At 40.9% G+C, this 22,082-nt stretch carries 24 protein-coding genes; 18 read left to right on the forward strand and 6 right to left on the reverse strand.

What is annotated here, in order from left to right; translation table 11 throughout:
- Nucleotides 1–4 precede the first annotated feature (4 nt).
- Nucleotides 5–1,507 carry a lethal factor domain protein gene (locus tag EEL30_09525; GenBank protein ID QDX92542.1) on the forward strand — a complete coding sequence of 501 codons (1,503 nt, stop codon included), beginning with the start codon at nucleotides 5–7 and terminating at the stop codon, nucleotides 1,505–1,507.
- 212 nt (nucleotides 1,508–1,719) lie between these two features.
- Here the strand turns inward: EEL30_09525 and EEL30_09530 are convergent, their stop codons facing one another.
- Entirely contained in the window at nucleotides 1,720–2,406 is a 687-nt protein-coding gene (locus EEL30_09530) for a DUF1361 domain-containing protein (protein QDX92543.1), read from the reverse strand.
- A gap of 304 nt (nucleotides 2,407–2,710) precedes the next feature.
- Between EEL30_09530 and queC the strand changes: the two genes are divergently transcribed.
- From queC to queF, 4 genes are read left to right on the forward strand one after another with little or no spacing between them, the layout of a single operon-like run.
- Nucleotides 2,711–3,379, forward strand: a complete 669-nt coding sequence (queC, locus tag EEL30_09535; protein ID QDX92544.1) for a 7-cyano-7-deazaguanine synthase QueC — start codon at nucleotides 2,711–2,713, stop codon at nucleotides 3,377–3,379.
- The gene (gene queD / locus EEL30_09540) at nucleotides 3,363–3,851 is read left to right on the forward strand and encodes a 6-carboxytetrahydropterin synthase QueD (GenBank protein ID QDX92545.1); all 489 of its coding nucleotides are present in this window, start codon (nucleotides 3,363–3,365) and stop codon (nucleotides 3,849–3,851) included. Before queC ends, queD begins: the two co-directional genes overlap by 17 nt.
- On the forward strand, nucleotides 3,844–4,587 hold the full coding sequence (gene queE, locus EEL30_09545; GenBank protein QDX92546.1) for a 7-carboxy-7-deazaguanine synthase QueE: 744 nt from the start codon (nucleotides 3,844–3,846) through the stop codon (nucleotides 4,585–4,587). The genes queD and queE overlap by 8 nt, the downstream gene beginning before the upstream one ends.
- Before the next feature lie 60 nt (nucleotides 4,588–4,647).
- On the forward strand, nucleotides 4,648–5,154 hold the full coding sequence (gene queF, locus EEL30_09550; GenBank protein QDX92547.1) for an NADPH-dependent 7-cyano-7-deazaguanine reductase QueF: 507 nt from the start codon (nucleotides 4,648–4,650) through the stop codon (nucleotides 5,152–5,154).
- A gap of 76 nt (nucleotides 5,155–5,230) precedes the next feature.
- Here queF and tatC read toward each other — a convergent pair whose 3' ends face one another.
- The 3 genes from tatC to EEL30_09565 are packed head-to-tail and all read right to left on the reverse strand — an operon-like array spanning nucleotide 5,231 to nucleotide 7,903.
- Nucleotides 5,231–5,965 carry a twin-arginine translocase subunit TatC gene (tatC, locus tag EEL30_09555; GenBank protein QDX92548.1) on the reverse strand — a complete coding sequence of 245 codons (735 nt, stop codon included), beginning with the start codon at nucleotides 5,963–5,965 and terminating at the stop codon, nucleotides 5,231–5,233.
- A gap of 39 nt (nucleotides 5,966–6,004) precedes the next feature.
- A complete protein-coding gene (gene tatA, locus EEL30_09560; GenBank protein ID QDX92549.1) occupies nucleotides 6,005–6,223 on the reverse strand; it encodes a twin-arginine translocase TatA/TatE family subunit in 219 nt (72 codons plus the stop codon).
- 36 nt (nucleotides 6,224–6,259) lie between these two features.
- Nucleotides 6,260–7,903, reverse strand: a complete 1,644-nt coding sequence (locus tag EEL30_09565) for a DUF839 domain-containing protein (GenBank protein QDX92550.1) — start codon at nucleotides 7,901–7,903, stop codon at nucleotides 6,260–6,262.
- Between the two features lie 349 nt (nucleotides 7,904–8,252).
- Between EEL30_09565 and EEL30_09570 the strand changes: the two genes are divergently transcribed.
- The 8 genes from EEL30_09570 to EEL30_09605 all read left to right on the forward strand — a co-directional run bounded on the left by EEL30_09570 (nucleotide 8,253) and on the right by EEL30_09605 (nucleotide 15,878).
- Nucleotides 8,253–9,050: a GNAT family N-acetyltransferase gene (locus EEL30_09570; protein QDX92551.1), complete on the forward strand. Its 798-nt coding sequence runs from the start codon at nucleotides 8,253–8,255 to the stop codon at nucleotides 9,048–9,050.
- Nucleotides 9,051–9,263: 213 nt separating this feature from the next.
- The gene (locus EEL30_09575; protein QDX92552.1) at nucleotides 9,264–10,463 is read left to right on the forward strand and encodes an acetate kinase; all 1,200 of its coding nucleotides are present in this window, start codon (nucleotides 9,264–9,266) and stop codon (nucleotides 10,461–10,463) included.
- A gap of 217 nt (nucleotides 10,464–10,680) precedes the next feature.
- Nucleotides 10,681–11,490, forward strand: coding sequence for a bifunctional hydroxymethylpyrimidine kinase/phosphomethylpyrimidine kinase (pdxK, locus tag EEL30_09580; GenBank protein QDX95718.1), 810 nt, complete (start codon nucleotides 10,681–10,683; stop codon nucleotides 11,488–11,490).
- 238 nt (nucleotides 11,491–11,728) lie between these two features.
- The gene (locus EEL30_09585; protein ID QDX92553.1) at nucleotides 11,729–13,099 is read left to right on the forward strand and encodes a copper-binding protein; all 1,371 of its coding nucleotides are present in this window, start codon (nucleotides 11,729–11,731) and stop codon (nucleotides 13,097–13,099) included.
- Nucleotides 13,096–13,758, forward strand: a complete 663-nt coding sequence (locus tag EEL30_09590) for a nitrous-oxide reductase (GenBank protein QDX92554.1) — start codon at nucleotides 13,096–13,098, stop codon at nucleotides 13,756–13,758. Before EEL30_09585 ends, EEL30_09590 begins: the two co-directional genes overlap by 4 nt.
- Before the next feature lie 56 nt (nucleotides 13,759–13,814).
- A complete protein-coding gene (locus EEL30_09595) occupies nucleotides 13,815–14,633 on the forward strand; it encodes an ABC transporter permease (GenBank protein QDX92555.1) in 819 nt (272 codons plus the stop codon).
- A 55-nt stretch (nucleotides 14,634–14,688) separates the two neighbouring features.
- The gene (locus EEL30_09600) at nucleotides 14,689–15,438 is read left to right on the forward strand and encodes an ABC transporter ATP-binding protein (GenBank protein QDX95719.1); all 750 of its coding nucleotides are present in this window, start codon (nucleotides 14,689–14,691) and stop codon (nucleotides 15,436–15,438) included.
- 50 nt (nucleotides 15,439–15,488) lie between these two features.
- Nucleotides 15,489–15,878 (forward strand): hypothetical protein, encoded by a 390-nt coding sequence (locus EEL30_09605; protein ID QDX95720.1) that lies wholly within the window; start codon nucleotides 15,489–15,491, stop codon nucleotides 15,876–15,878.
- A gap of 100 nt (nucleotides 15,879–15,978) precedes the next feature.
- Here the strand turns inward: EEL30_09605 and EEL30_09610 are convergent, their stop codons facing one another.
- On the reverse strand, nucleotides 15,979–16,542 hold the full coding sequence (locus tag EEL30_09610) for a TIGR00730 family Rossman fold protein (protein ID QDX92556.1): 564 nt from the start codon (nucleotides 16,540–16,542) through the stop codon (nucleotides 15,979–15,981).
- A gap of 115 nt (nucleotides 16,543–16,657) precedes the next feature.
- Here EEL30_09610 and EEL30_09615 point away from each other — a divergent pair, with 115 nt between their 5' ends.
- The 5 genes from EEL30_09615 to EEL30_09635 all read left to right on the forward strand — a co-directional run bounded on the left by EEL30_09615 (nucleotide 16,658) and on the right by EEL30_09635 (nucleotide 20,961).
- Nucleotides 16,658–16,987: a hypothetical protein gene (locus EEL30_09615; protein QDX92557.1), complete on the forward strand. Its 330-nt coding sequence runs from the start codon at nucleotides 16,658–16,660 to the stop codon at nucleotides 16,985–16,987.
- Between the two features lie 280 nt (nucleotides 16,988–17,267).
- Entirely contained in the window at nucleotides 17,268–17,495 is a 228-nt protein-coding gene (locus EEL30_09620) for a ferrous iron transport protein A (GenBank protein ID QDX92558.1), read from the forward strand.
- Nucleotides 17,492–19,513 (forward strand): ferrous iron transport protein B, encoded by a 2,022-nt coding sequence (gene feoB / locus EEL30_09625; protein QDX92559.1) that lies wholly within the window; start codon nucleotides 17,492–17,494, stop codon nucleotides 19,511–19,513. Before EEL30_09620 ends, feoB begins: the two co-directional genes overlap by 4 nt.
- 43 nt (nucleotides 19,514–19,556) lie before the next feature.
- Nucleotides 19,557–19,757: a FeoB-associated Cys-rich membrane protein gene (locus EEL30_09630; GenBank protein ID QDX95721.1), complete on the forward strand. Its 201-nt coding sequence runs from the start codon at nucleotides 19,557–19,559 to the stop codon at nucleotides 19,755–19,757.
- A gap of 136 nt (nucleotides 19,758–19,893) precedes the next feature.
- Nucleotides 19,894–20,961 (forward strand): HD-GYP domain-containing protein, encoded by a 1,068-nt coding sequence (locus EEL30_09635; GenBank protein ID QDX92560.1) that lies wholly within the window; start codon nucleotides 19,894–19,896, stop codon nucleotides 20,959–20,961.
- Between the two features lie 38 nt (nucleotides 20,962–20,999).
- On the opposite strand, the gene EEL30_09640 is transcribed toward EEL30_09635, so the two are convergent.
- Complete coding sequence (locus tag EEL30_09640; protein QDX92561.1) at nucleotides 21,000–21,851, reverse strand: vancomycin resistance protein; 852 nt, start codon at nucleotides 21,849–21,851, stop codon at nucleotides 21,000–21,002.
- Nucleotides 21,852–22,082 lie beyond the last annotated feature (231 nt).

The following is a 22,082-nucleotide window of genomic DNA, read 5'->3' on the forward strand; positions in this document are numbered from 1 at the left end:
TTAGATGACACACAGAAATAAAATGCTAAAAGTCCTGAGTACAACTGCTATGCTGTTGGCTTTAACAGCCACTTCTCCAGCGTTTTCCTATATTACTCATGCGGCAAATGGAATACATGATGTAGAAGATAAAAAGAAAGAGGATAAAGAAAAAAAAGATAAAGAGGATAAAGAAAAGAAAGAGAGAGAGAAAAAATCCAGAGAAGAAAGAATGAAAGAAATTAGTAAAGGAATTGTAACAACTGAGGTTAGCAGTGAAGAAAAACAGCGATTACAAGATACCCAAGCACTATTAAACAAACTTTCGCCTGAAGTATTGGAGATGTATGAAAAGGTGGGAGGAAAAATTCATCTGACAGATAAAAATATTGCAGAAAATTCTACTCTCCAGGATATCAGTGAAAAAGATAAACAGATAAAAGATAGCGAAGGAAATGAAGTTTCCTTAGATTCTCATTTTGTATTTTCAATAGGTGGTAAAAACCCAGCTCTGATTATACATACAGAAGAGTATTCGGAAAGCCACACCAAAAGCAAAGAGGTATATTATGAGGTAGGAAAAGCAATCGCTCGTGACACGTTAGGTGAAAGTGCTTTTGTAAATGAAACGTTTTTAGATGCTGTACATCAAGCAAAAGCAGACGAAGATGCAAGCGCGTTACTCCTTTCACATCTACCTCCTCATGAAGGTGAGTATGATACCACATATGTGAAAGAACACACCAATGAATTTCGAGAGGTGTTTGCACAGGCCTTTTCGTATTATTATGAACCTAGTTATCAACCTGTATTAAAAGCTTATGCACCAGAAATGTTTAGGTACATGGATGACATGAGCAAAAAAGGATTTAATGAAATTAATACTCAATTAAAGGAAAAACAAACAACTCCATTAGACTTTAAAAGTGATATAGATGCTGCTAAAGAATTTGGAGCTACAATAAAACTTTCGGATACTGTAGTGACAAAAGAAGACAAAAAATTTATGGACGGTTATGTAGCATATGGCCCAATGTTAAATAGGATTTTAAGAGGGGTTGACAAACATCCCGGAATTTCTGATATTGATATGTTCATTCATGGGATCGATAGTCTCTTTAAAAAAGAAGAAGCAAAGCTTCCTAATGATCTTATTGTATATCGAAGAACTGATGAGAGGGAATTTGCTCTTCCAGCTGGGTCTCTATTCACCAAGGATGGAAATGTTAATCACGATGCAATTAATAAACTAAAGAAATTGGAAGGTAAAATAAAAACGGATAAAGGGTTTATTAGCACATCACTAGCTCTTAATAATGTTCCTTTAGGTGGAAATCAGGAATCAATCCTGATACAAATGAAACTTCCAAAAGGGACTCCTGCAATTTACATGGATAATAGCTGGCTCGAGTTATTATTAAAGAGAGATTCTTCTTATAAAATTATAAATGTTAAAGGTATTGTTGTAAATGATAAGATCGTCGTCAATATAGAAACTGAGCTAGTACCAGAAAAACAGAAAAAATAAATTATATCTCAAATAAAAAAGTCGTCTACAAAATATCTATCAAGAATCTTGTATAGTCAGTCTTATCACTGACCACAGAGGCAATTGCAGGATATGGCTCAATTTTTCTTGGTGTGCTACCTTAAACGTATGAGACATGCTGGATTCTCCTTTGTGTAGAAGTGGTTGGTGGTACTTCTATTTTTACACAGAGAGAAGATAGCTGTCTCTTTTTATTTGAGTGAATCATGACGTAAAGAGCTTACATAAGGTTGAATTAAAACATAAAACAGCGGATATACAAAAGCTACAAATATACTAAAGTGAACAATAAACAGAACAGCTTCCTGATTAAAAATGGCCTCTATTGCATGAGCGATGATGCTTACTGGGTGCTGGATGATATCCCAACTATTCCAGCGTAGGAAACGGCCTAGATAGACGCCAATGCCTGTTAACAATTGTGTAATCAAAACAAAGAGCCAACCTAACACAGGACCAAAGCGTTGCGCCAAGATATCATGTAACAAGGCCAGAGATAAAAAGCCGAGTATAATCCCAGTTAAAGCAAAATAAAAGTTTAGCGTCACATCAAAATAGATAAAGTAGCGAATATTCAACGTGGTTAGATGCACAATATCCGTCACAATATAGGCCGCATTGGGAAGGAAGAACAACCACATGCCAGCTATCGGTAGCATCCCAATAGAAAAACGTTGCTTTCGTTGGTACCAGTCAAATAAAATCAAAGCCAAAATAAAGGGAATCCAAGCTAGCACTAGATTTGGGATAAGCAGCCAACGGAAAGTTAGGCGACCTGTGTCAAATACGCGATAAATCCATAAAAAGGCGGAGCCCGCTGACATAAGAACCATTACATAAAACAAGCGCAATAATGGTTTTTGTTTGAGAAAAGACATAGAGGTTCTCCTTTGGGTAATAGTGAAAGTTTCGTTTTATTATAGCTAGCATGATTAAAAGAGTCAAAATTTGTAATTTGTAAAACAATCTTATGCTTTCTATAAAAACAGCGTATAATGGAGAAGTCTGTTTACCGCAAACAGACAACCAGAAGAATTCCATGCCTTGGTGCATGGGAGAGGTTCGCGAACTCCCTCTATAAAAAACTACCTGGGGACAAGTTTCATATGACAGTTCAAGAACGCTCTTTCTTCGTAGACCCTTGAAGATTATTCTTCAAGAACACGAAAGGGATGAAGCGACATGAAAAAAGACAAAGCGGTGGTTGTATTTAGTGGTGGCCAAGATAGCACGACGTGTTTATTTTGGGCACAAAAACAGTTTGGTGAGGTGGAAGTAGTCACATTTGATTACGGTCAGCGTCACAAACAGGAAATTGAATGTGCACAGAAAATTGCCAAAGAACAAGGTGTAAAGCAGACCATCATGGACATGAGTCTGTTGAACCAATTGGCTCCTAATGCATTGACACGCAATGATGTACAGATTGAACAGGTAGAAGGCGAAATCCCCAATACATGTGTGGATGGACGCAATCTGCTCTTTTTGTCATTCGCAGCGGTCTATGCCAAGCAAATCGGTGCTCGTCATATCATCACTGGTGTTTGCGAAACCGATTTTAGCGGCTACCCAGACTGTCGGGATTCCTTTATCAAATCGCTCAATGTAACCTTGCAGTTGGCAATGGATTATCCATTTGTGATCCATACCCCACTCATGTGGTTAAACAAAGCGCAAACGTGGAAGCTATCTGATGAACTGGGAGCGTTTGAGTACGTTCGCGAAAAAACACTGACCTGTTACAACGGGGTGATTGGTGATGGATGTGGTGAATGTCCAGCCTGCCAGTTGCGTGCGGCAGGGCTCAAAGCATATGAGGAGGAGCGAGCACATAATGGGAAACTTCTATGATTTTCGCATTGTCGACCGCTTGCAACGATTTGAACAGGACATCCAAAAAGGGGAGCTTCGTTACCATCAAAAGCGAGTGCTGGTAAGTAAGGAATTCACCTTTGATGCCGCCCATCATTTGCATGCCTACGAAGGCAAATGTAAGAATTTACATGGGCACACCTATAAGGTAGTGTTTGGCATTAGTGGTCGTCCAAATGAAATCGGGATTACCGTTGATTTTGGAGACATTAAAACCATCTGGAAAGAACAAATCGAGGTTTATTTAGATCATCGTTATTTAAATGAAACGTTACCACAAATGAATACCACAGCGGAAAATATGGTAGCGTGGATTTTTGAAAAAATGGAAGAGTCTCTTACCAAAAGCTCTATTTATCAGGAACAGGGCGTGCGTGTGGAATTTGTTCGGCTATTCGAGACACCAACTAGCTATGCCGAAATGCGTCGGGAGTGGATGTACAATGAGTAACATTCCTGTGTTGGAAATTTTCGGTCCTACGATTCAAGGTGAAGGAATGGTCATTGGTCAAAAAACCATGTTTGTACGTACGGCGGGCTGTGACTATCGTTGCAGTTGGTGTGACTCTGCTTTTACGTGGGATGGCTCTGCTAAAGAGCAAATCAACATGATGACGGCAGAAGAAATTTGGCATCAGCTACAGAAACTTGGCGGGGACTGCTTCTCGCATGTCACGATCTCTGGAGGCAATCCGTTATTGCTCGCTCCACTTGGAGAACTAATCCAGTTGCTACATTCACAACAGATTCGCATTGGTGTGGAAACCCAGGGTAGCAAGTGGCAGGAGTGGTTAGCTGAGGTGGATGATATCACCTTGTCTCCGAAACCACCGAGCTCCGGTATGACGACCAATATGAGTCGACTGGATGAGATTGTTGCCAAGCTAACTAACCATTCTATTAAACCAACTAATCAACAGGTTAGCATCAAGGTAGTTGTGTTTGACGAAGAGGATTTCCAGTACGCAAAAGAGTTACATCAGCGCTATCCACAGGTACCATTTTATTTGCAGGTAGGGAATGTGGAATTAGCTGACATCGCAAGCGATCGAGAAGGCTTGCGCGATCGATTACTACAATCACTGGAATGGTTAGTAGACAAAGTGGCTATGACCAAAGAGTTTAACAACGCCAAAGTGCTACCGCAACTTCACACCCTGTTGTGGGGCAATAAACGGGGCGTATAACAACATTTGCGCAACGTTTTGCCTTGCACATCCGAAAATGAGAGCTAAGGAGCCAGAGATATGTCCCATATAAACCAATCAACAAACCCACAATTAAAAGATTTAACGCTGCTTGGAAATCAACAGACAGCGTATCATTATGAATATAACCCAGATGTTCTAGAGGTTTTTGATAATAAGCATCCGTATCGTGACTACTGGGTGAAATTTAACTGCCCTGAATTTACGAGTCTATGTCCAATGACGGGACAGCCTGATTTTGCTACCATTTATATTAGTTATATTCCTGATCAGAAAATGGTAGAGAGTAAATCATTAAAACTATATTTGTTCAGCTTCCGTAATCATGGTGATTTCCATGAGGATTGCATGAATATTATTATGAATGATTTAATCAAGCTAATGGAACCAAGATACATCGAGGTATGGGGTAAATTCACCCCACGTGGTGGAATTTCGATTGATCCATATTGTAATTACGGGAAGCCAGGCACTAAATATGAAGAGATGGCTGAGCATCGCATGATGAATCATGATATGTATCCGGAAAAAGTGGATAATCGGTAGAGAGCAAATATAGCATATGAGGCGGTCTTATTCCGAATTTCTATCGGAGAAAGACCGCCTCTTTTTACAATATCGACTATCCCAGCGTAATCTGCTCTCTCTCGATCTTCTTACGATAAACCATCCTAGAAATCCCTATACTTAATTCATACAACCCAATCAATGGCACAATCACTAAGATATCCGATATGATATCTGGTGGGGTCACTGAGATAGAAATGATCGATAGTACAAAATAAGCGGGCTTGCGTAATTTTGTTAGACGATGCGGATTTACAATGCCCAAATGGCTCAAAAACAGCACCAATAATGGAAGCTCGAACAGTACCGAGAAGGGCAGACAAAAAGCGAGCATAAAGCTGAAGTAGTCGCTTGCCGTAATCATTAGCTGAAAGTTATTGTTGGACAGTCCTAGCACGAACTTGTACACCATCGGAAACAATACAAAATAGGCAAACGTTGCTCCAATAATAAACAACAGAAACAGAGCAGGAATATACATCAATGCTACCTGTCGTTCCCTTGTGGTTAAGGCTGGGATAACAAACTTCCATATCTGAAAGGCAGCAATCGGAATCGTAATCGCGACTGCGGCCCAAGCAGATAGTTTCATATAAATGTTTAGTACATCGGTAGGGCCCAAGATTGTTAACTTTTCTCCAGAACGATTGGTGAGGAACTGATAGATAAAATCTACATATAGAAAGCAGACAATAAAGCTAAGTAAAAATGAAGCAATGACAATAATAATCCGCTTTCGCATGTCGCTCAGATGATCAATGATATTGCTTGGAGTGTTGGAAGGGTTCAACGAATTTCTACCTCTTTCAACTTTATTCGAAAGAACCAATTAGGAAACTTCTTTTTTTGCTGCTTCCACAGGCGGCTTAGCTGCTTCCGCAGGTTTGTCTGGTTCATCGTCTTTGGTTAAATCCTTGGCAGCTGTTTTAAACTCACTCAAGGTACGTCCAAATGCACGACCAATCTCAGGTAGCTTGCTTGGTCCAAAGATAACCAAGGCAATAATTAGAATCAGGATCAGTCCTGGAATACCAATAGATGATAGCATGTGGATGTTTCCTCCTTTCCTATAAACAATGGTTTTTTAAAATCCATGAACAGCAATTACTCCTGGCAAGGCAAGAGAAGATGCTCCACGCGGCCAGTGACTGGTTGGCTTATCATAAGCTTCTAAATTTTCACCGGGATGCTGAACAGACAAAAATAGCGTTTTTTCATCGGGTGTAAACCAAGGTCCTGTCATTTCTGCACCGATTGGAGCTGAAGCAAATTGGCTAGCTACACCTTTATGCTCACCTGAAGTCGGAATAAAATAGACACCATTATTACCAAAGGAACGGTAGATACCTGCATTCATGGACCCAGAGGAGATGTCTGTTACGACCCACAGATTACCCGCGCTATCAAAGGCCATGTTATCTGGAGCGGCAAAACCGCTTTGTGGACCACCCGAAGCAAAAATCTCAAAATCAAATTCCACACCTGCATGATTGTTATCCTTTTCAAACATGCGCATGATATGACCGTAGAAGTTGCTATGATTTTTATTATTAGTTAAGGAGATAAAGATGGAGCCGTCGATTGGATGAACCTCTACATCTTCAGGACGATCCATTGGTGTTCCTCCAGCTACTTTTGCTGCGATACGGCAATTGATCAATACATCTGCTTGGGAAGTAAATTGCGGTTTATTCTCTTTGTCCATAGCTTTTTGCAAGGATTCTGTCTTGTTGTAATCGAGAGCAACCCATTTACCTTTTGCAAAGTTTGCCACATACAGCGTGCCCTCTTCCAACAGCTTGCTGTTCGCCTTGCCTTTAGCCGCATCATACTTGCCCTTAGATACATATTTATACACATATTGATCAGTAGCATCATCGCCCATATATACAACCAATTGCCCACCAGTAGCTAATGTCATGGCAGTATTTTCATGCGAGAAGCGTCCGAGTGCCGTATGTTTTTTAGGAGTAGAGCTTGGATCGAACGGGTCAACCTCCACTACCCAGCCATAGTGTCGTTCATCGGCAAGTTTACAGTCAGTAACAACATCTTGAAAATTTTCTTCACAGGATAAAATCGAATTCCACAGGGTGACACCGCCAGAGCAGTTAGCAAACGTACCGACGACTTCCTTCGCGAGGCTAGCAGCAGGGCCTGTCATTACATGCTTGGTTAATCCACTGACACGACGGCCATATTTGGAGTTTTGGATCAATTTCCATTTGCCATGTTCGTTTTTTATTTCCGTGACAGAACCGCCGAGAGCGTACAGATACTTACTGATTTGTTCCTGTGTGCGTTTATTATTTTTAGGATCAGCGTGTAGGTTGTCATACCCGTTTACATAGTATTCTAGCTCTCCGCAATATTCATGGTTCGTCCACATCAAGCCATGATCGGCCTTTCCGCCAATTGGTAGAAAACAGTTAAAGTCGGCATTAAAGCCAAACGTATCACCGGAAGCGTTAATTTTATCACCATAGAGCGCAATTACATCATAGGAGAAGCCTTGAGGAAGAATGACATCATCCTTTGTGTTAGGTTTAATGGGAGTGAATTTAGGATGAAAGGCTGTAGGAGGAGATTGTAAGCCAAATAGATGATCCGCTGTTTTTCCAGAAATGGATTCTCCTTTGGCTAGGGCTGGAATTCCCGTTGCTAACGAAGCAAGAGCTGCGGTACCTGTTCCAATAAATGTTAGAAACTGACGACGATTTACTTCCATTGGATGAATCGCTCCTTTTCCTGTTAAAAGCTCGTTTTCGCTTTCATTGTAAAGAGCTTGTCAGGAGAAGAGGTTAAGCTGGGGTGAAGATTTTATGAATAAGCAGAAAGGTTTTTTACAAAGGAAAATGTATTTTTATAAGGGAGTAGAGAAGGAGAGAGCTTGGTACTAGGCGAGCTCATCTGAGGATAAATATTTGGGAATACATAGTAATATTAAAAAGATATAGAGCATGTAAAGAATAATTTGAAAATTTTTATATAATGAACATAATGGTTACTTATCTTATGTTTCGATTACTAAGATTTTATATGAATTTTTCTATGATGATCAATCAGGAGGAGCATCCATGAACATTTGGCACAAACAATTTATTGAGCTAGAAAAAGCCCAATATAATAGCTTAACGACTGGTTACGAGCGTGACTGGGGCATTCTGTATTGCGATGAACAGAATCCCACCTACTATGATGCTAATCATGCGCACATTGAATTGCCACTCGCACACCCTGAGACAGTTATTTCTGAGGTCATTTCGTTTTACGAACAACGAAATCTGATTCCAAGACTCTATGTAAAAAATGTGGAAGCCGACCCAATGTTCATTCCATTGGTACAAAAGCACGGCTTCTTGTATGAAGAATTTGAAGATATTTTGCAGGTATGGACGGGAGAAATCATTCCTATAGAAACAGACGAACACTTTCATATAGAAAAAGTGACGGAGAAAAATGAACAGGATGCATGCGAAGTAATGTGTGGAGCACCAGAAATGGGAGGGGCAGAGTTACGCAGACGTGCCTTTGAAAATGAACGAAAAAATTCTGCCTATCAGCACTATGTTCTGTATGTAGCTGGGGAACCTGCATCTACCGCCTGCACGATTTTGCATAAGGATACGGTTATGTTGGGAAATGTTGCCACCCTACCACATTTTAGAGGAAAAGGACTCATTCGTCACCTGATTGTATATATGCAAAGGGATCTGCTGGAATGTGGCGTTCATATCTTATTCGTCTCTCCTATTACGGAACAGGTAGAGCGAGTATATGAACGATGTGGCTTTCAAACCCTTGGTGCGAAAGTAAAAAGCGGGCATGCTTTTCGTGGTGGGAAGAGCATTACTGAGGTACGCGATCAACCATGATGAACGAGCGCTGAGTACGATAGTCCAGTATTGGACATACTAAGAATAATAGTTTTTGAAAGAGTCTGAATTTCATGTGATAAGATTCACAGATAGGATGATTCATGCTAAAGTAGATTACTAGAGATTGAGAAGAAATCGGCCTATGCAGATTTCTCATTAATCGAGAGAGACAACGAAAGACAAACAACAAGATAGGATAAAGGTGATCATATGGCAATCGTACTATCCGTAAACTGTGGTAGCTCCTCTTTGAAATATCAATTATTCGACATGCCTTCCGAGCGTGTGTTGGCAAAAGGTCTAATGGAACGTATTGGCATGGAGGATTCCATGTCTTCATTCCAAGTAGGCGATGGAGAGAAGCTAAAAGAAACGCTTAATCTGAAAGACCATGAAGTAGCTGTTAAAAAATTAATCGCTCTGTTAACTGATTCAGAAAAAGGGGCGATTAAAGATATTAATGAATTGGACGGCGTTGGTCATCGTGTGGTTCACGGTGGCGAAACCTTCAAAGATTCCGTACTTGTAACAACTGAAGTAATTACAAGACTAGAAGAGCTTTCTGAACTAGCTCCTTTGCACAACCCAGCAAACATCATGGGAATCACTGCATTCCAAAAGATTCTGCCAAATGTGCCAGCGATAGCAGTATTTGATACAGCTTTCCACCAAACAATGCCTGCTAAATCATACCTGTACAGTATCCCAACCGAATACTATGAAGAGTACGGTATCCGTAAATACGGTTTCCACGGTACTTCTCACAAGTATGTGATGCAGCGTGCGGCTGAATTATTGGATCGCCCAGCAGAAAAACTACGTTTGATTAGTTGCCATTTGGGTAATGGAGCTTCCTTGGCTGCTATCTACCGTGGTAAATCTATTGACACATCCATGGGCTTTACACCACTTGCTGGTTTGCCAATGGGTACTCGTTCTGGTGATATCGACGTAGCATTGCTTCCTTACCTGCAACAAAAAACGGGACTTACCGTTGAAGAATTGGTAGATGTACTAAACAAAAAGTCTGGTCTTTTGGCTGTATCTGGCTTGTCTAGCGACCTTCGCGACATCGAGTCTGCTGCAGAAAATAACGACGAGCGCTCTGAACTATCTCTACAAATCTTTGTAGAAAAAATCCGTAACTACATTGGTTCTTATGCAATGCAAATGAACGGTGTAGATGCAATCATCTTCACTGCTGGTATCGGTGAAAACAGTGATATCATTCGTGGTCGCGTATTGGATAAATTGGAGTGGATGGGTGTATACTTCGACCGTTCCAAAAACAACGTACGTGGTAAAGAGACAGATCTTACTTTCGATCATTCTCCAGTTAAAGCTTTCATTATCCCGACAAACGAAGAGGTAATGATTGCTCGCGATACAATGAAATTTGCTAAACTATAAGATGAACAATAAAACTCTCCTAGCGCTTTTTGAAGGCGCTGGAGAGTTTTTTCATTTTAGCGGAAGAGCCGGAACCTACGGCAACACCGACGAGCAAAAAGTATATTTCTCTAAAAATTATTCTGTTATGTTGAGGGCTTCAGGTTTACAATATAGGAAGAATAGCAATCATACTACCAGGTATGTAGCAGGAATAGTACAAGGGGGATATAAGTACATGACTATGCATAAAGCTCTGACTATCGCGGGTTCAGATTCAAGCGGTGGAGCAGGAATTCAAGCAGACCTAAAAACATTTCAGGAGCGCAACGTCTATGGAATGACTTCTATTACAGCGTTGGTAGCTATGGATGAGAACTGGGCACATCTAGTTTATCCGCAACCTCTTGAAGCGATTGAAGCACAATTGGAAACAACGATGCATTATGTGGGAGTAGACGCCTTGAAAACAGGGATGTTGGCTACGAAAGAAGTAATTGAACTCGCTGCCCGCAAAATTGCTGAATATAACGTAACAAAGGTTGTTGTTGACCCTGTTATGATTTGTAAAGGGGAAGACACGGTTCTATTAGATGAACAAGCTATTAAAGCGATGCGTGAAAAATTAATCCCAAGAGCAATGGTAGTGACGCCTAACTTGCCAGAGGCTGCATTTCTTAGTGGTCTAAAGATTGATACGGTTGAAGACATGAAGGCAGCTGCGAAGAAAATCCACGAAATGGGTGCAAAATATGTCCTAATCAAAGGCGGCGGTCGCCTTGAGGATAGTCAAGCAGTTGACCTACTATTTGATGGAGAGTCTTTCGAAATCTTAGAGACAGAAAAATTCGATACCACTTATACACATGGCGCAGGCTGTACGTATTCAGCTGCGATTACCGCTGAATTGGCAAAAGGAGCAGAAGTGAAAGAAGCTGTTAAAACAGCAAAGGCTTTCATTACCGAAGCCATTCGCCAAGCATTTCCGTTAAACCAACATGTAGGACCAACGTGCCATTCTGCTTATCGTGCAGTGGAAAGGAAATAATTTACATTTATGAAATAAGCTCTGTCTGGGGGAAACCGAGACAGGCTTATTTTTTAGCAAATTTCCTTTCCTTATCAGTAAATATTGTCCAAATTATAAAATGTTTACAAAAACAAGCACATTTGATATACCCTACTAGCCCTTTCGAGTCATGTTGTGTTATAGAGGCATATTTATCATAATAATGGCGTGATTGGATCATGACTGCGCTTACCATACCCCAAAAAGGAGGGGACTTATGCGGCGACATACAGCTTTCAGGATAGGTAGTGTTTGCTTGGTTCTGATGCTGGCCTGTTTGGTATCTAGTGGTTTCATCACACAACCAGCACAAGCCGAGAAGATGGGGAATGAATTACAACGACTAATTGATCAAGCCCAGCAGGATACGATCCTCAAAGTGCCAGCAGGGGAGTACAGTGGACCTATTCTGATTACTGAGCCGATTCATTTAGAGGCAGACGGTACCGTAACTGTACGTAGCCAAGGGGATGCTCCCGTTGTCACTTTGAAATCTAATAAAGCAAGTCTTATTGGTCTTACTTTGTTAGATGAGCGTCAAGGTGCAGAGACAGCTACGCTTGTAGTGGAAGGAAGCGAAAATGTACTAAAAGAGCTCACTATTGAAACAAAAGGAACAGGTCTGCAGCTACGTAAGGGTGAGCATAACCAGATCATCGGCAACAAGATCAAAGGACTTTTGGCAGGAAAGGCTATTCCTACTGGCTTAAATGAAACACGTAGCCCAGGGAAAAAAGGGAACGGAATTGACCTAGCAGAGTCCAACAACAATACCATTTTGGGGAATCTGGTAGAAAATATGTTTGATGGGATATATGTAGAGTCTAGTCACTACAACCGTGTGGAGAAAAACATGGTTTACGATTCCCGTTATGGCTACCATCTCATGTTTAGCGAAGGAGGTACCTTGACTCACAATCAAGGGGACCGAAATGTAACAGGCGCTATGGTCATGGGCTCAGACAATGCAATCGTTACAGATAATCGATTTACCAAGCAAAATGAAAGCGTCAACTCGCAGGGCATTTTATTGTTCGATGTACAAAAGGCAAAAGTGGAACGTAATTATGTAGAGGGAAACCGTGTTGGGCTTTATGTAGAATCAGCGGAAAAGAATGAGATTTCACATAATCAAATATTGCAAAATTTTATCGGTTTGCAATTGAAAGAATCAAAAGATAATTCATTTACAGGCAATCATTTTATTGGAAACGTAACTCAGGCAGAGGCTCAAGGTAGTACAGATAATCTTTTGCAGACCAATTATTGGGACAGTGCTCAAAGTGTAGATTTGCAAGGAGATGGCAAAAGTGATCTATCCTACCGCATTAATCCATTTTTCTTTGCTTTAACAGATCAAGTAGAGGCATTCCAAATTTTCTTTCAATCACCGGGACTATTGTTTTTAGAAAGTATGTTTGATGACCACTCAGGTACATTTCTGCAAGATTCACAGCCATTGATGGCGCCAATTAATCAACAAAACCAAGCACCTGCAACTAATTCGCTGGTAATCATTGTGACCAGCCTAATTATGTTGGTAGGTAGCATCAATTTTATCTATCTAATGGGGGTTCGTACAAAATGAAAAAAACACATATGATTTGGGCAAGCATTGCATTGGTTTCAGCTTTAATGACAGGTTGTGGCGGACAATCGGTACAACCAGTTGCTATTAATGAAAGCGTTGATAAATGTGATATCTGTAACATGCAAATTGCTGATGATCATAATGCAACAGAGATTATTTTAAAAGATGGAAAAGCACTTAAATTTGATGATATCGGCGACTTGTTTGCTTGGATTAAAAAGAACGGAACAGAAAAAATTGACGTTAAATTTGTGCGTGATTTCCACACCAAAGAGTGGATGAATCTAAACGATACTACTTTTGCTTTTGACAAAGAATTTAAAACACCAATGGCGTATGGAGTTTATTCATTTAAAGATAAACAATCTGCGGAAGCTTATGTAAAAGAACAGGGGAAAGGTCAAATTCTGACAGCTGAACAGCTCAATAGCCATAATTGGGAAATGAATATGGAACAAATGAAGAATATGAAAGAGATGCATCATGGCGATAAGGAGCATAAAGAGGGAGAAAAGGCTGGCGATCATTCAACACAGCAGCATGATGCAAGCAAAGGTGATCATTCAACACAGGAACACGATGCAAGTAAAGACGCAGGGGATCATGGTGGTTCTGCTCCATCTACTGAAACACCAGCAAGTGGAACAGGGCACTAAAGCGCTCGTATTAACGCACACTTGCACGATGGACTACAGATAGAGGAAGTGTTGATATGCAAGCTATCCATATCGCCAAGCGGGAGATACAGATTGGATTTCGCAATCCGTGGGCTTATTCATTCTTGGGCCTGTTCTCTCTATTTAGTCTAGCTCTCCTGTTGATCCAAGCCCAAGCTTATATGGAGGGCTATACGCATACGACAGGAGCTATGCTAAATTTAATCTTATATTTATTACCGCTGATGACGTTATTACTCGGCTCCTTTTCTATTACGTCTGAAAAAGAAGAAGGCAGTTGGCAGTTGCTTTCCACGTATCCGCTCTCTACGTCCGCCTTTTTGGGTGGAAAATATCTGGGGCTTGCCGCCGTTTTAATAGCGATTATCAGCTTTGGTTACGGCTTATCTGGATTGGTGGGAGCCTTATTTGGCAAGGGATTTACGCTGTCGATATTACTCTTTTTCTTCCTTTTTTCGATCTTATTGATCTTGTTGTTTTTAGGTATCGCGGTTTGGATCGGTACCTTTTGTCAAAATCGCTGGCAGGCTTTGACCGTGGGTGTCAGCATCTGGTTTTTATTTATTTTAGCATGGCCTACGTTGTTGATTTCTGTACTAGGCTGGTTGCCATATCAAGCGATTAAGCCTGCGGTACAGATTTTAACCATATTGAATCCAGCTGAATTGGTTCGTATTTTTATGGTCATCAAAATGGGTGGAGGTTCTATTTTCGGGCCTGAGTACTACCAATGGGTAGATTGGTTAAAGACCAGTATGGGTACAATTTTGTTCGCTGTTTTTTGTCTTCTGTGGGTGGTATTGATGATGGCTGGAGCTATTTTGGCCTGGGAAAGAAGGCGATACCGTGGGTAAAGGACTCGAAGCAGTAGATAACCTAGTTGATAGGGTAAATCAAAAGGCTGTTACCTTGAACAAGGAGCGTTTGATCATCAAGGGTGTTAGTAAACGGATCAAACAGCAAACGTTAGTAGAGCCAGTTGAACTGGCGATGGGCGCAGGCGAGATCATGGCACTTTGTGGCGGAAATGGAGCAGGCAAAAGTACTATTTTACGCATGATCGTAGGTATTACGCAACCTTCCGAAGGTCACATTACAGTAGATGGTATGAGCTGGAAGGAAAACCGCACCGAGTATTCTAATCAAATCGGCTATATGCCCGATCAATTTAATTTTGGCAATGGATTGACGGCGCGGGAGACTTTACAATTCTATGCTTCCTTGCGTAAAATTAATGTGACACGTACCGAAGAAGTACTTGAATTGGTAGGCCTTGCGGATGTACAAGAGAAACGCGTCAGTACGTTTTCTAAAGGGATGCAACAACGCTTGCTGTTTGCTCAGGCCATTTTAGCGAAACCAGCCTTGGTAGTACTAGACGAACCTACCAACGGGCTCGATCCTTATTGGATGGAAGAGTTTGTGCAACTGGTCCAACAAATTAAGCGCGAGGGAAGTAGCGTTATTTTTTCTACGCATCAGCTTAATATTGCGGAACTGGCTTGTGATCGTGCTATCTTTTTACAAAAAGGACGCATTGTTCAGCAAGGAAGTGTAGAGCACTTTCAACAAAAATATGGAACTCTCGGTTTACAGGGAGCGTTCGCAGAAATCTTTCCATTTGGACAACGTGTAGGGCAGGATAAAAAACCAAGATAGTCACACTTTGCCGGCGAAAGAGTACTGAAGGGATGAAAGGGTTGAAAGTGATGGGACATCCTGAAAAGAGGAAAAGAAGCCTACTTTCCCTCTTCATTCTCAGCCTATGCGTATTAACGCTAGTTGGGTGTGGAGCAAGAGGGCCTAAACCAGATATAACAGCAGAATTTAGTAGTGAGCCAGCACCACCTAAGGTAGGAGAGCAAACGATTTTAACTGCTAAATTGGGTGGGCTAGAGAATTATGATGAAGTGTACGTGGATATTGAATTAAAATTGGAGGGGCAACGTACTCGTGAGCTAGTTAAAGCCAAGCAGGGTGAGAGGGCTGTATATGCGGCAAAGCAAAAATTCTCTAAACCTGGCACGTACGATGTTACTGTCCATGTGTATACACCACAACTGCACGAAACGGTAATGAAGAAGATTACAGTGGAATAAGAAGGCAGTGTAGGAAGGAAATCAAGAATAAATATATAGGGAGAGGGGAAGGCGATTGAGCCCTCCCTTTTTTATTTGATTCGATACTAAAGGTTCGAAACTAATAGGTTTTAACAGTTGGAGCCTGATAAGATTCAAACTGATCAAGTAAAGCTTTCGCATCTGAATCTACGATGCTCATAGAACGGTATTTTGCATGTAAGAATTGCTCTGTTACCATGTGATCAAATAGAGCAAGTAGAGGATCATAGTAGTGATTAATATTGAGAAGACCTATGGGTTTTTGATGGATCCCGATTTGGGCCCATGTAAATATCTCGAAAAATTCCTCTAACGTACCAGGACCTCCGGGTAACGCAATAAATCCATCTGCTAAATCTGCCATTTTGGCTTTTCTTTCATGCATGGAATCTACGATTAAAAGCTCCGTTACATGCTGATGAGAGATTTCCCGATCTATCAGCAATTGGGGCATGACACCGATTACCTTACCGCCCTCTTCTAAAACTGTGTCAGCTACTGTGCCCATAATCCCAACGCTTGCCCCACCGTAAACTAACGTAATGTCTCGTCTGGCTAATTCTTTTCCTAATTGGACAGCCCCTTCTTTATAAGCTGATGACGCTCCATTACTTGAACCACAATAAACAGCTAAACGTTTCAATGCAAGTACCTCCATTTTCGTTCGTACCAATTACGTAGGGTTGTATTGTCATGTAACATTATATAGAATTTTTTTGAGAAACGTAAGCAATAGTTTAGGTAAGGAGGGTACTAGATTGAACAACGTAGAATTTCAGAAATGGGTCAAGGAGTATTATGAAGAAAGAGGATGGTCAGAACTAGATATCTTTATTCGCATAGGTTTTCTTGCAGAAGAAATGGGTGAGGTAGCAAGAGCAATCAGAGCTTTAGAAATTGGTAGAGATCGACCTGATGAAAAGGTAGGAACATTGATAGAAAGAAAACAAGAGTTAAAAGAAGAGCTAGGCGATGTGCTAGGTAACATCATCGTCATTGCGAATAAGTATGATATTTCCTTAGAGGATATTTTTCAGTCTCATCGAGAAAAATTGCAAAAACGCTATGCGCAGGATGAGAAATCATAAGCTTGTTTCCCTCTACATATAACTAGGTTTGCTAGCTCCTACGTGCTGGTAAAGCCTAGTTTTTTTAAATCCACCTTCAAGATATCTATTCTGCCTTTTATCTTTTATCTGAAGAGTAGTCTTTCTTGTTAGGAAAGTAAATTCTGTTACATGTAGTGATTTAATTCACATTAAATCTACTAGATGTCTACTATAATACAACTAGATTGATAATGATTATCGTTTTGGATCGTAATTCAGCTTCATAGGAAACACAGCTTTAAGGACGAGGTGATAGGTAATGGTACTAGCAGATATTAAAGCGGGGACTTCTGCACAAATCGTAGATATTACTCAAGTGAGTGCTCTAGTGAGGCGTCGCTTAGTCGATTTGGACATTATGGAAGGAACGATTGTACGTATAAAAAAAATCCTGCCGTTTGGCGGACCATATACATTGGAAGCAGGAGGTCAAATTATCGGGATTAGACGAAATGAAGCCAAACAGATAAAGGTCGTGTGTGAATGATTACGATTGCTCTTGCAGGTAACCCGAATACTGGGAAAACCACATTATTTAACATCTTGACTGGTTCATATGAATACGTGGGAAACTGGCCAGGTGTAACTGTTGAGAAAAAGGTAGGATTGCTCCGTAATAAAGAAGGTCGCCTGATCGATTTACCGGGAATCTATTCATTAAATCCTCTGTCCAAGGACGAGGGTGTGGCGACTCAATACTTATTGGATCAGCACCCAGACATGCTCTTAAATATCGTAGATGCCTCACAATTAGAGCGCAATCTATACTTAACCTTGCAACTATTGGAATATGGGACACCAATGGTTATCGGGCTAAATATGATGGATGTAGCCAAAGCAAGAGGCTTTGTCATTGATGAGAAAAAGCTAGCTGAGAAGCTACAGTGTTCCGTCTTGCCAATCGTTGCCCGTACAGGAATTGGGTGTCAACAACTAGCTGATAGTTTTAAGCAAGTGGCACAACAGCCAAGTAGCCCATTCTATGTGAATTATGGAGTGATACTGGAGGAGAGTATCTCCTTGCTTGAAGAATTATTGCCAGCAGGCATGGAGCAACTACCTCCTAAACGCTGGCTGGCCCTTCAGTTCTTAGAAGGCAATCAATTGGTGCATGAATTGCTATCAAAATATGTGCCTACCGCACAGCTAGAGAAGCTTTACAAGCAAACAGAAGCAAGCATAAAAACAAGTGATGGCTACCAAAACCGGACGCTCCAGCAATATATACGCAAGGTTCGGAGTACCATCATCAATGAAATAATCTCTACATGTAAAGCACAAGTCAGACTGGTTGAGAAGACCTGGACTGATCGAATTGACGACTTCCTGACACACAAATTCTTAGGACTACCTATCTTTTTATTGTTTATGTATCTCACATTTAAATTAACATTTGAATGGATTGGGGCACCGATTTCGGATGCCTTTAATGACTTCCTGGGTGGGCCATTTACTGATTGGCTACGTGTTACTATGGAAGGAGCAGGAGTCTCTGGATTCTTACAAGCGGCTTTGCTAGACGGTGTGATTGCCGGGGTAGGAGGCGTGCTCGTCTTTGTCCCGCAGATTTTTGTACTGTTCTTCCTTATCTCGCTAATCGAGGATTCTGGTTATATGGCGCGGGTAGCAATGGTTATGGATAAAATTATGGAGATGATCGGGTTAAATGGGAAAGCTTTTATCCCGATGATTATAGGCTTTGGTTGTAACGTACCGGGAGTCATGGCGGCACGTTCGATTGAACAACCAAAGGAACGGCTCTTAACCATTTTGTTAACTCCACTTATGTCATGTTCAGCTCGTTTACCAATCTATAGTTTGTTTGTTGGAACGTTCTTCGCGAATAACCAAGCGATTATTGTGTTGTCCATTTATATATTAGGTATTGTTTTATCGCTCTTATTAGCCAAACTATTTTCTTCTACTGTACTTAAGCATGAAGGTTCTATGTTTATCATTGAGCTACCTCCATATCGGATACCACAAGGTCGCACGCTTTTTAGAAGCACGTGGGAAAAAGGAAAGGGCTTCATCCGTAAAGCAGGGACCTTTATTTTCGGAGGATCGGTTGTAATTTGGTTCTTGAGCTACGCCGGTCCAGCTGGGCTTGATGTAGAGCTGAATGATAGTTTTCTTGCAATAGTTGGTGGCGTCTTGGCGCCGCTGATGATACCGCTGGGCTTTGGTACCTGGCAGGCTGGAGCCGCACTCATTACAGGCTTCTTGGCAAAAGAAGTAGTGGTTTCTACGATGAATATTATTTATGCAGCACCAGATGACGATACTCTACAAGCCGTTATTCAAACGCAATTCTCTGCTTTGAGCGCATACAGCTTTATGGTTTTTGTCCTCTTGTATGTGCCATGCTTAGCGACAGTAGCTGTCATTAAAAAAGAAACTGGTTCTAATAAATGGACATGGTTCTCGGTGTTATATGGTTTGTGTATTGCCTACTTAGTATCATTTATCGTCTATGAGGGTGGTAAATGGCTAGGGTTTACCTAATACGGAATAGAAACCACAGAAGGGATTGAAAATGATGCTTAACATGGTAATTAATTTTGTTATTGGTACGCTAATTTTTGGTTATGCAGCATGGACTCTGTGGCGTTATGTTCAAAAGAGTAAAAAGGGAAAATGCTCTGGATGCAGTGAAGAGAAAAAATGCTTATCGGCGTGCTGTTTGCCTGATTCTAGTGAGCAGGAGCATACTTCGTCGATAAGAAAAAGAGACAATTCCACAAGCTAGATAGAGGAAAGCTGGAAGCTCGATTAGAGTCTCCAGCTTTTTGTTTTTGTTTGACCTACTTCTTAGAAAAATATTTCACTTATTACTATATTTTACCGATATTTGTAAAGAGGATACAAAAAAGGGGGAAAGGGCGTTGGTTCAGGTACATATGGATTTAAGTCTGGAAGGGAGAGTGCTGGCGGAGGATATTTATAACACATATGGAGTGCTTCTTCTCTCAAAAGGCACAGTGCTAACCTCCAAAGAAATCGCCAAATTAAAAGGAAACGGCTTTCAATCGGTTAACGTAAGAGAGATTCCCCACAATCAAGAAGATGATCGGTATCTACGTAAGCAATTACAGCAGGTTTCCGCTAATAAGCAATTGGTTGAAACCTATATGGACGCCACGCAAACCTTAAAGAACTTATACACCTCTGTTACACACCAGTACATGCCTCCCATCAATGAATTTGAACAATTATATGAAACACTGCGTGCTCAAGTGATGAGCCAAGGAGACTTGTTTCGCTCTCTCTATTTGTTGGAAGGATCAGAAAATTACACCTATCGACATTCAATCAATGTGGGTATTTTATCAGCAACTATTTCTAATCTGATGGGCATGTCTCAAGAAGAAGTACACATGATGGGGGTTGCTGGATTACTGCATGATATTGGGAAAATGATGGTCCCCTCAGAAATCTTAATGAAGCCAGATCGATTAACAGATGAAGAGTTTGATACCATGAAGCTACACACGGTGTACGGATACGAGCTTTTCAGGAAGTCAGCAGATTTTCCTGAAATATTTGCTCAAATTGCTTTGCTTCATCATGAGCGAATGGATGGTAGCGGCTATCCTGAGAAACGTCAGGGAGATGAAATCCCCTTATCCTGTCAGATCGTGGCAGTCGCTGATATGTTTGATGCTATTTGTTCTGATCGGATTTATAAAGAACGTACATCACCGTTTGAAGCAGCCCAATTCATATGGAACGATGCATGCAAAGGCAAATTAAACCCAAAAATTGTTTCAAAATTCATGCAGTCGATTATCTCGATGTATATCGGAAGTCGCGCTTTGCTTAGTAATGGCGATGAAGTAGAGATCGTCCTCATTTATGCAGACGAGCCCATGCGACCATTTGTGCGAAAGGGAACAGAATATTTCGATTTGAGAAACAGACGAGATTTGCATCTACAAAAAATGATTTTGTAAGTGTGAATCTTTTAACCATCGGAAAATCCTAAACGTACCTAAGACCCGTCTGCTTCTTCAGGAGTCGGGTTTTTTGCTGGAGGTAAAAGTGGTTCATACATCATCAGTGCATGATTCTCGGCGATAAAAAAATCGTCAGTAAGCGTACCATCCAGGGTATAGACACGACGATAAAGCTCATTATGCCTCGTATATCCTCCCCAATAAGCTGGCTGTATTTCATGGGATCGCTCATAGATTTCATAAACGTACGGATGTGGATAAAGGGTTCTCCACTCCCCAACTAAAGTGTCTTCTGTCATGTAAAGATGCAGTTGATAGGAATGCTTTGTCTCATTTTTGATGCGTAAATCCATGTAGTTATAAGCACAGGTGGCCCCACTCCCAAATGGTTGTGTCCTATTAGAATCTGGGAATACATCATAACTATGTCGATAGCGCTCCGTTACTTTTAAAGGGGTGTGTAGTGTCATCCAATAGATGAGATTGGATAATTGACAAAGCCCTCCACCTACTCCTAGTTTTACTTGCCCGTAAAAGAGTTGCATCCCATCTACATAGCCTCGTTTTTTTGTTGGTTTCTTCAATAATCTCCAGTAAGAAAACGTCTCCCCAGGTTGAATAAGTATACCGTCTAACGATTGAATAGCCAAACGTAAGTTATGAATTTTATTGTGCTGAAGCCACATATCGACATTTTTGAGTTTACGTAATAGCGGGGTCTGATGTGAGAAAACGGGTACAGGTAAAAGCTCAGGACTTTTTTTCAACGCAAAGCGTGTATCACTAAGATACCATTCCCCATAGCGCCTTAAACGGTAATAGGTGGTGCCAAGCCAAATACGTAATCTGCTTCGAATTTTAGGACGTAAGGAAGGAATTTGTTTCATACACTCGCCTGCCTTTCAAGGTTTGCCATGACTATGGCCCAAAATTATAGCAATATTGCCCTTACTTTCATATATTTTACCAAGGGAAAAACTGTTGTCTACATCTAAAAAAACTGGTTTATTCCAAAAGAGGAGTGTTATCAATGTTAGAAGAACGCTATGAACGATTTGCCTATGTTATTTTAATGGTTATCTGCTGTGTCATTGGGCTGTAAATATGGTTATATCTCC

Origin of the sequence: Brevibacillus laterosporus (genome assembly GCA_007833815.1) — a bacterium.
GTDB classification, from domain to species: domain Bacteria; phylum Bacillota; class Bacilli; order Brevibacillales; family Brevibacillaceae; genus Brevibacillus_B; species Brevibacillus_B laterosporus_D.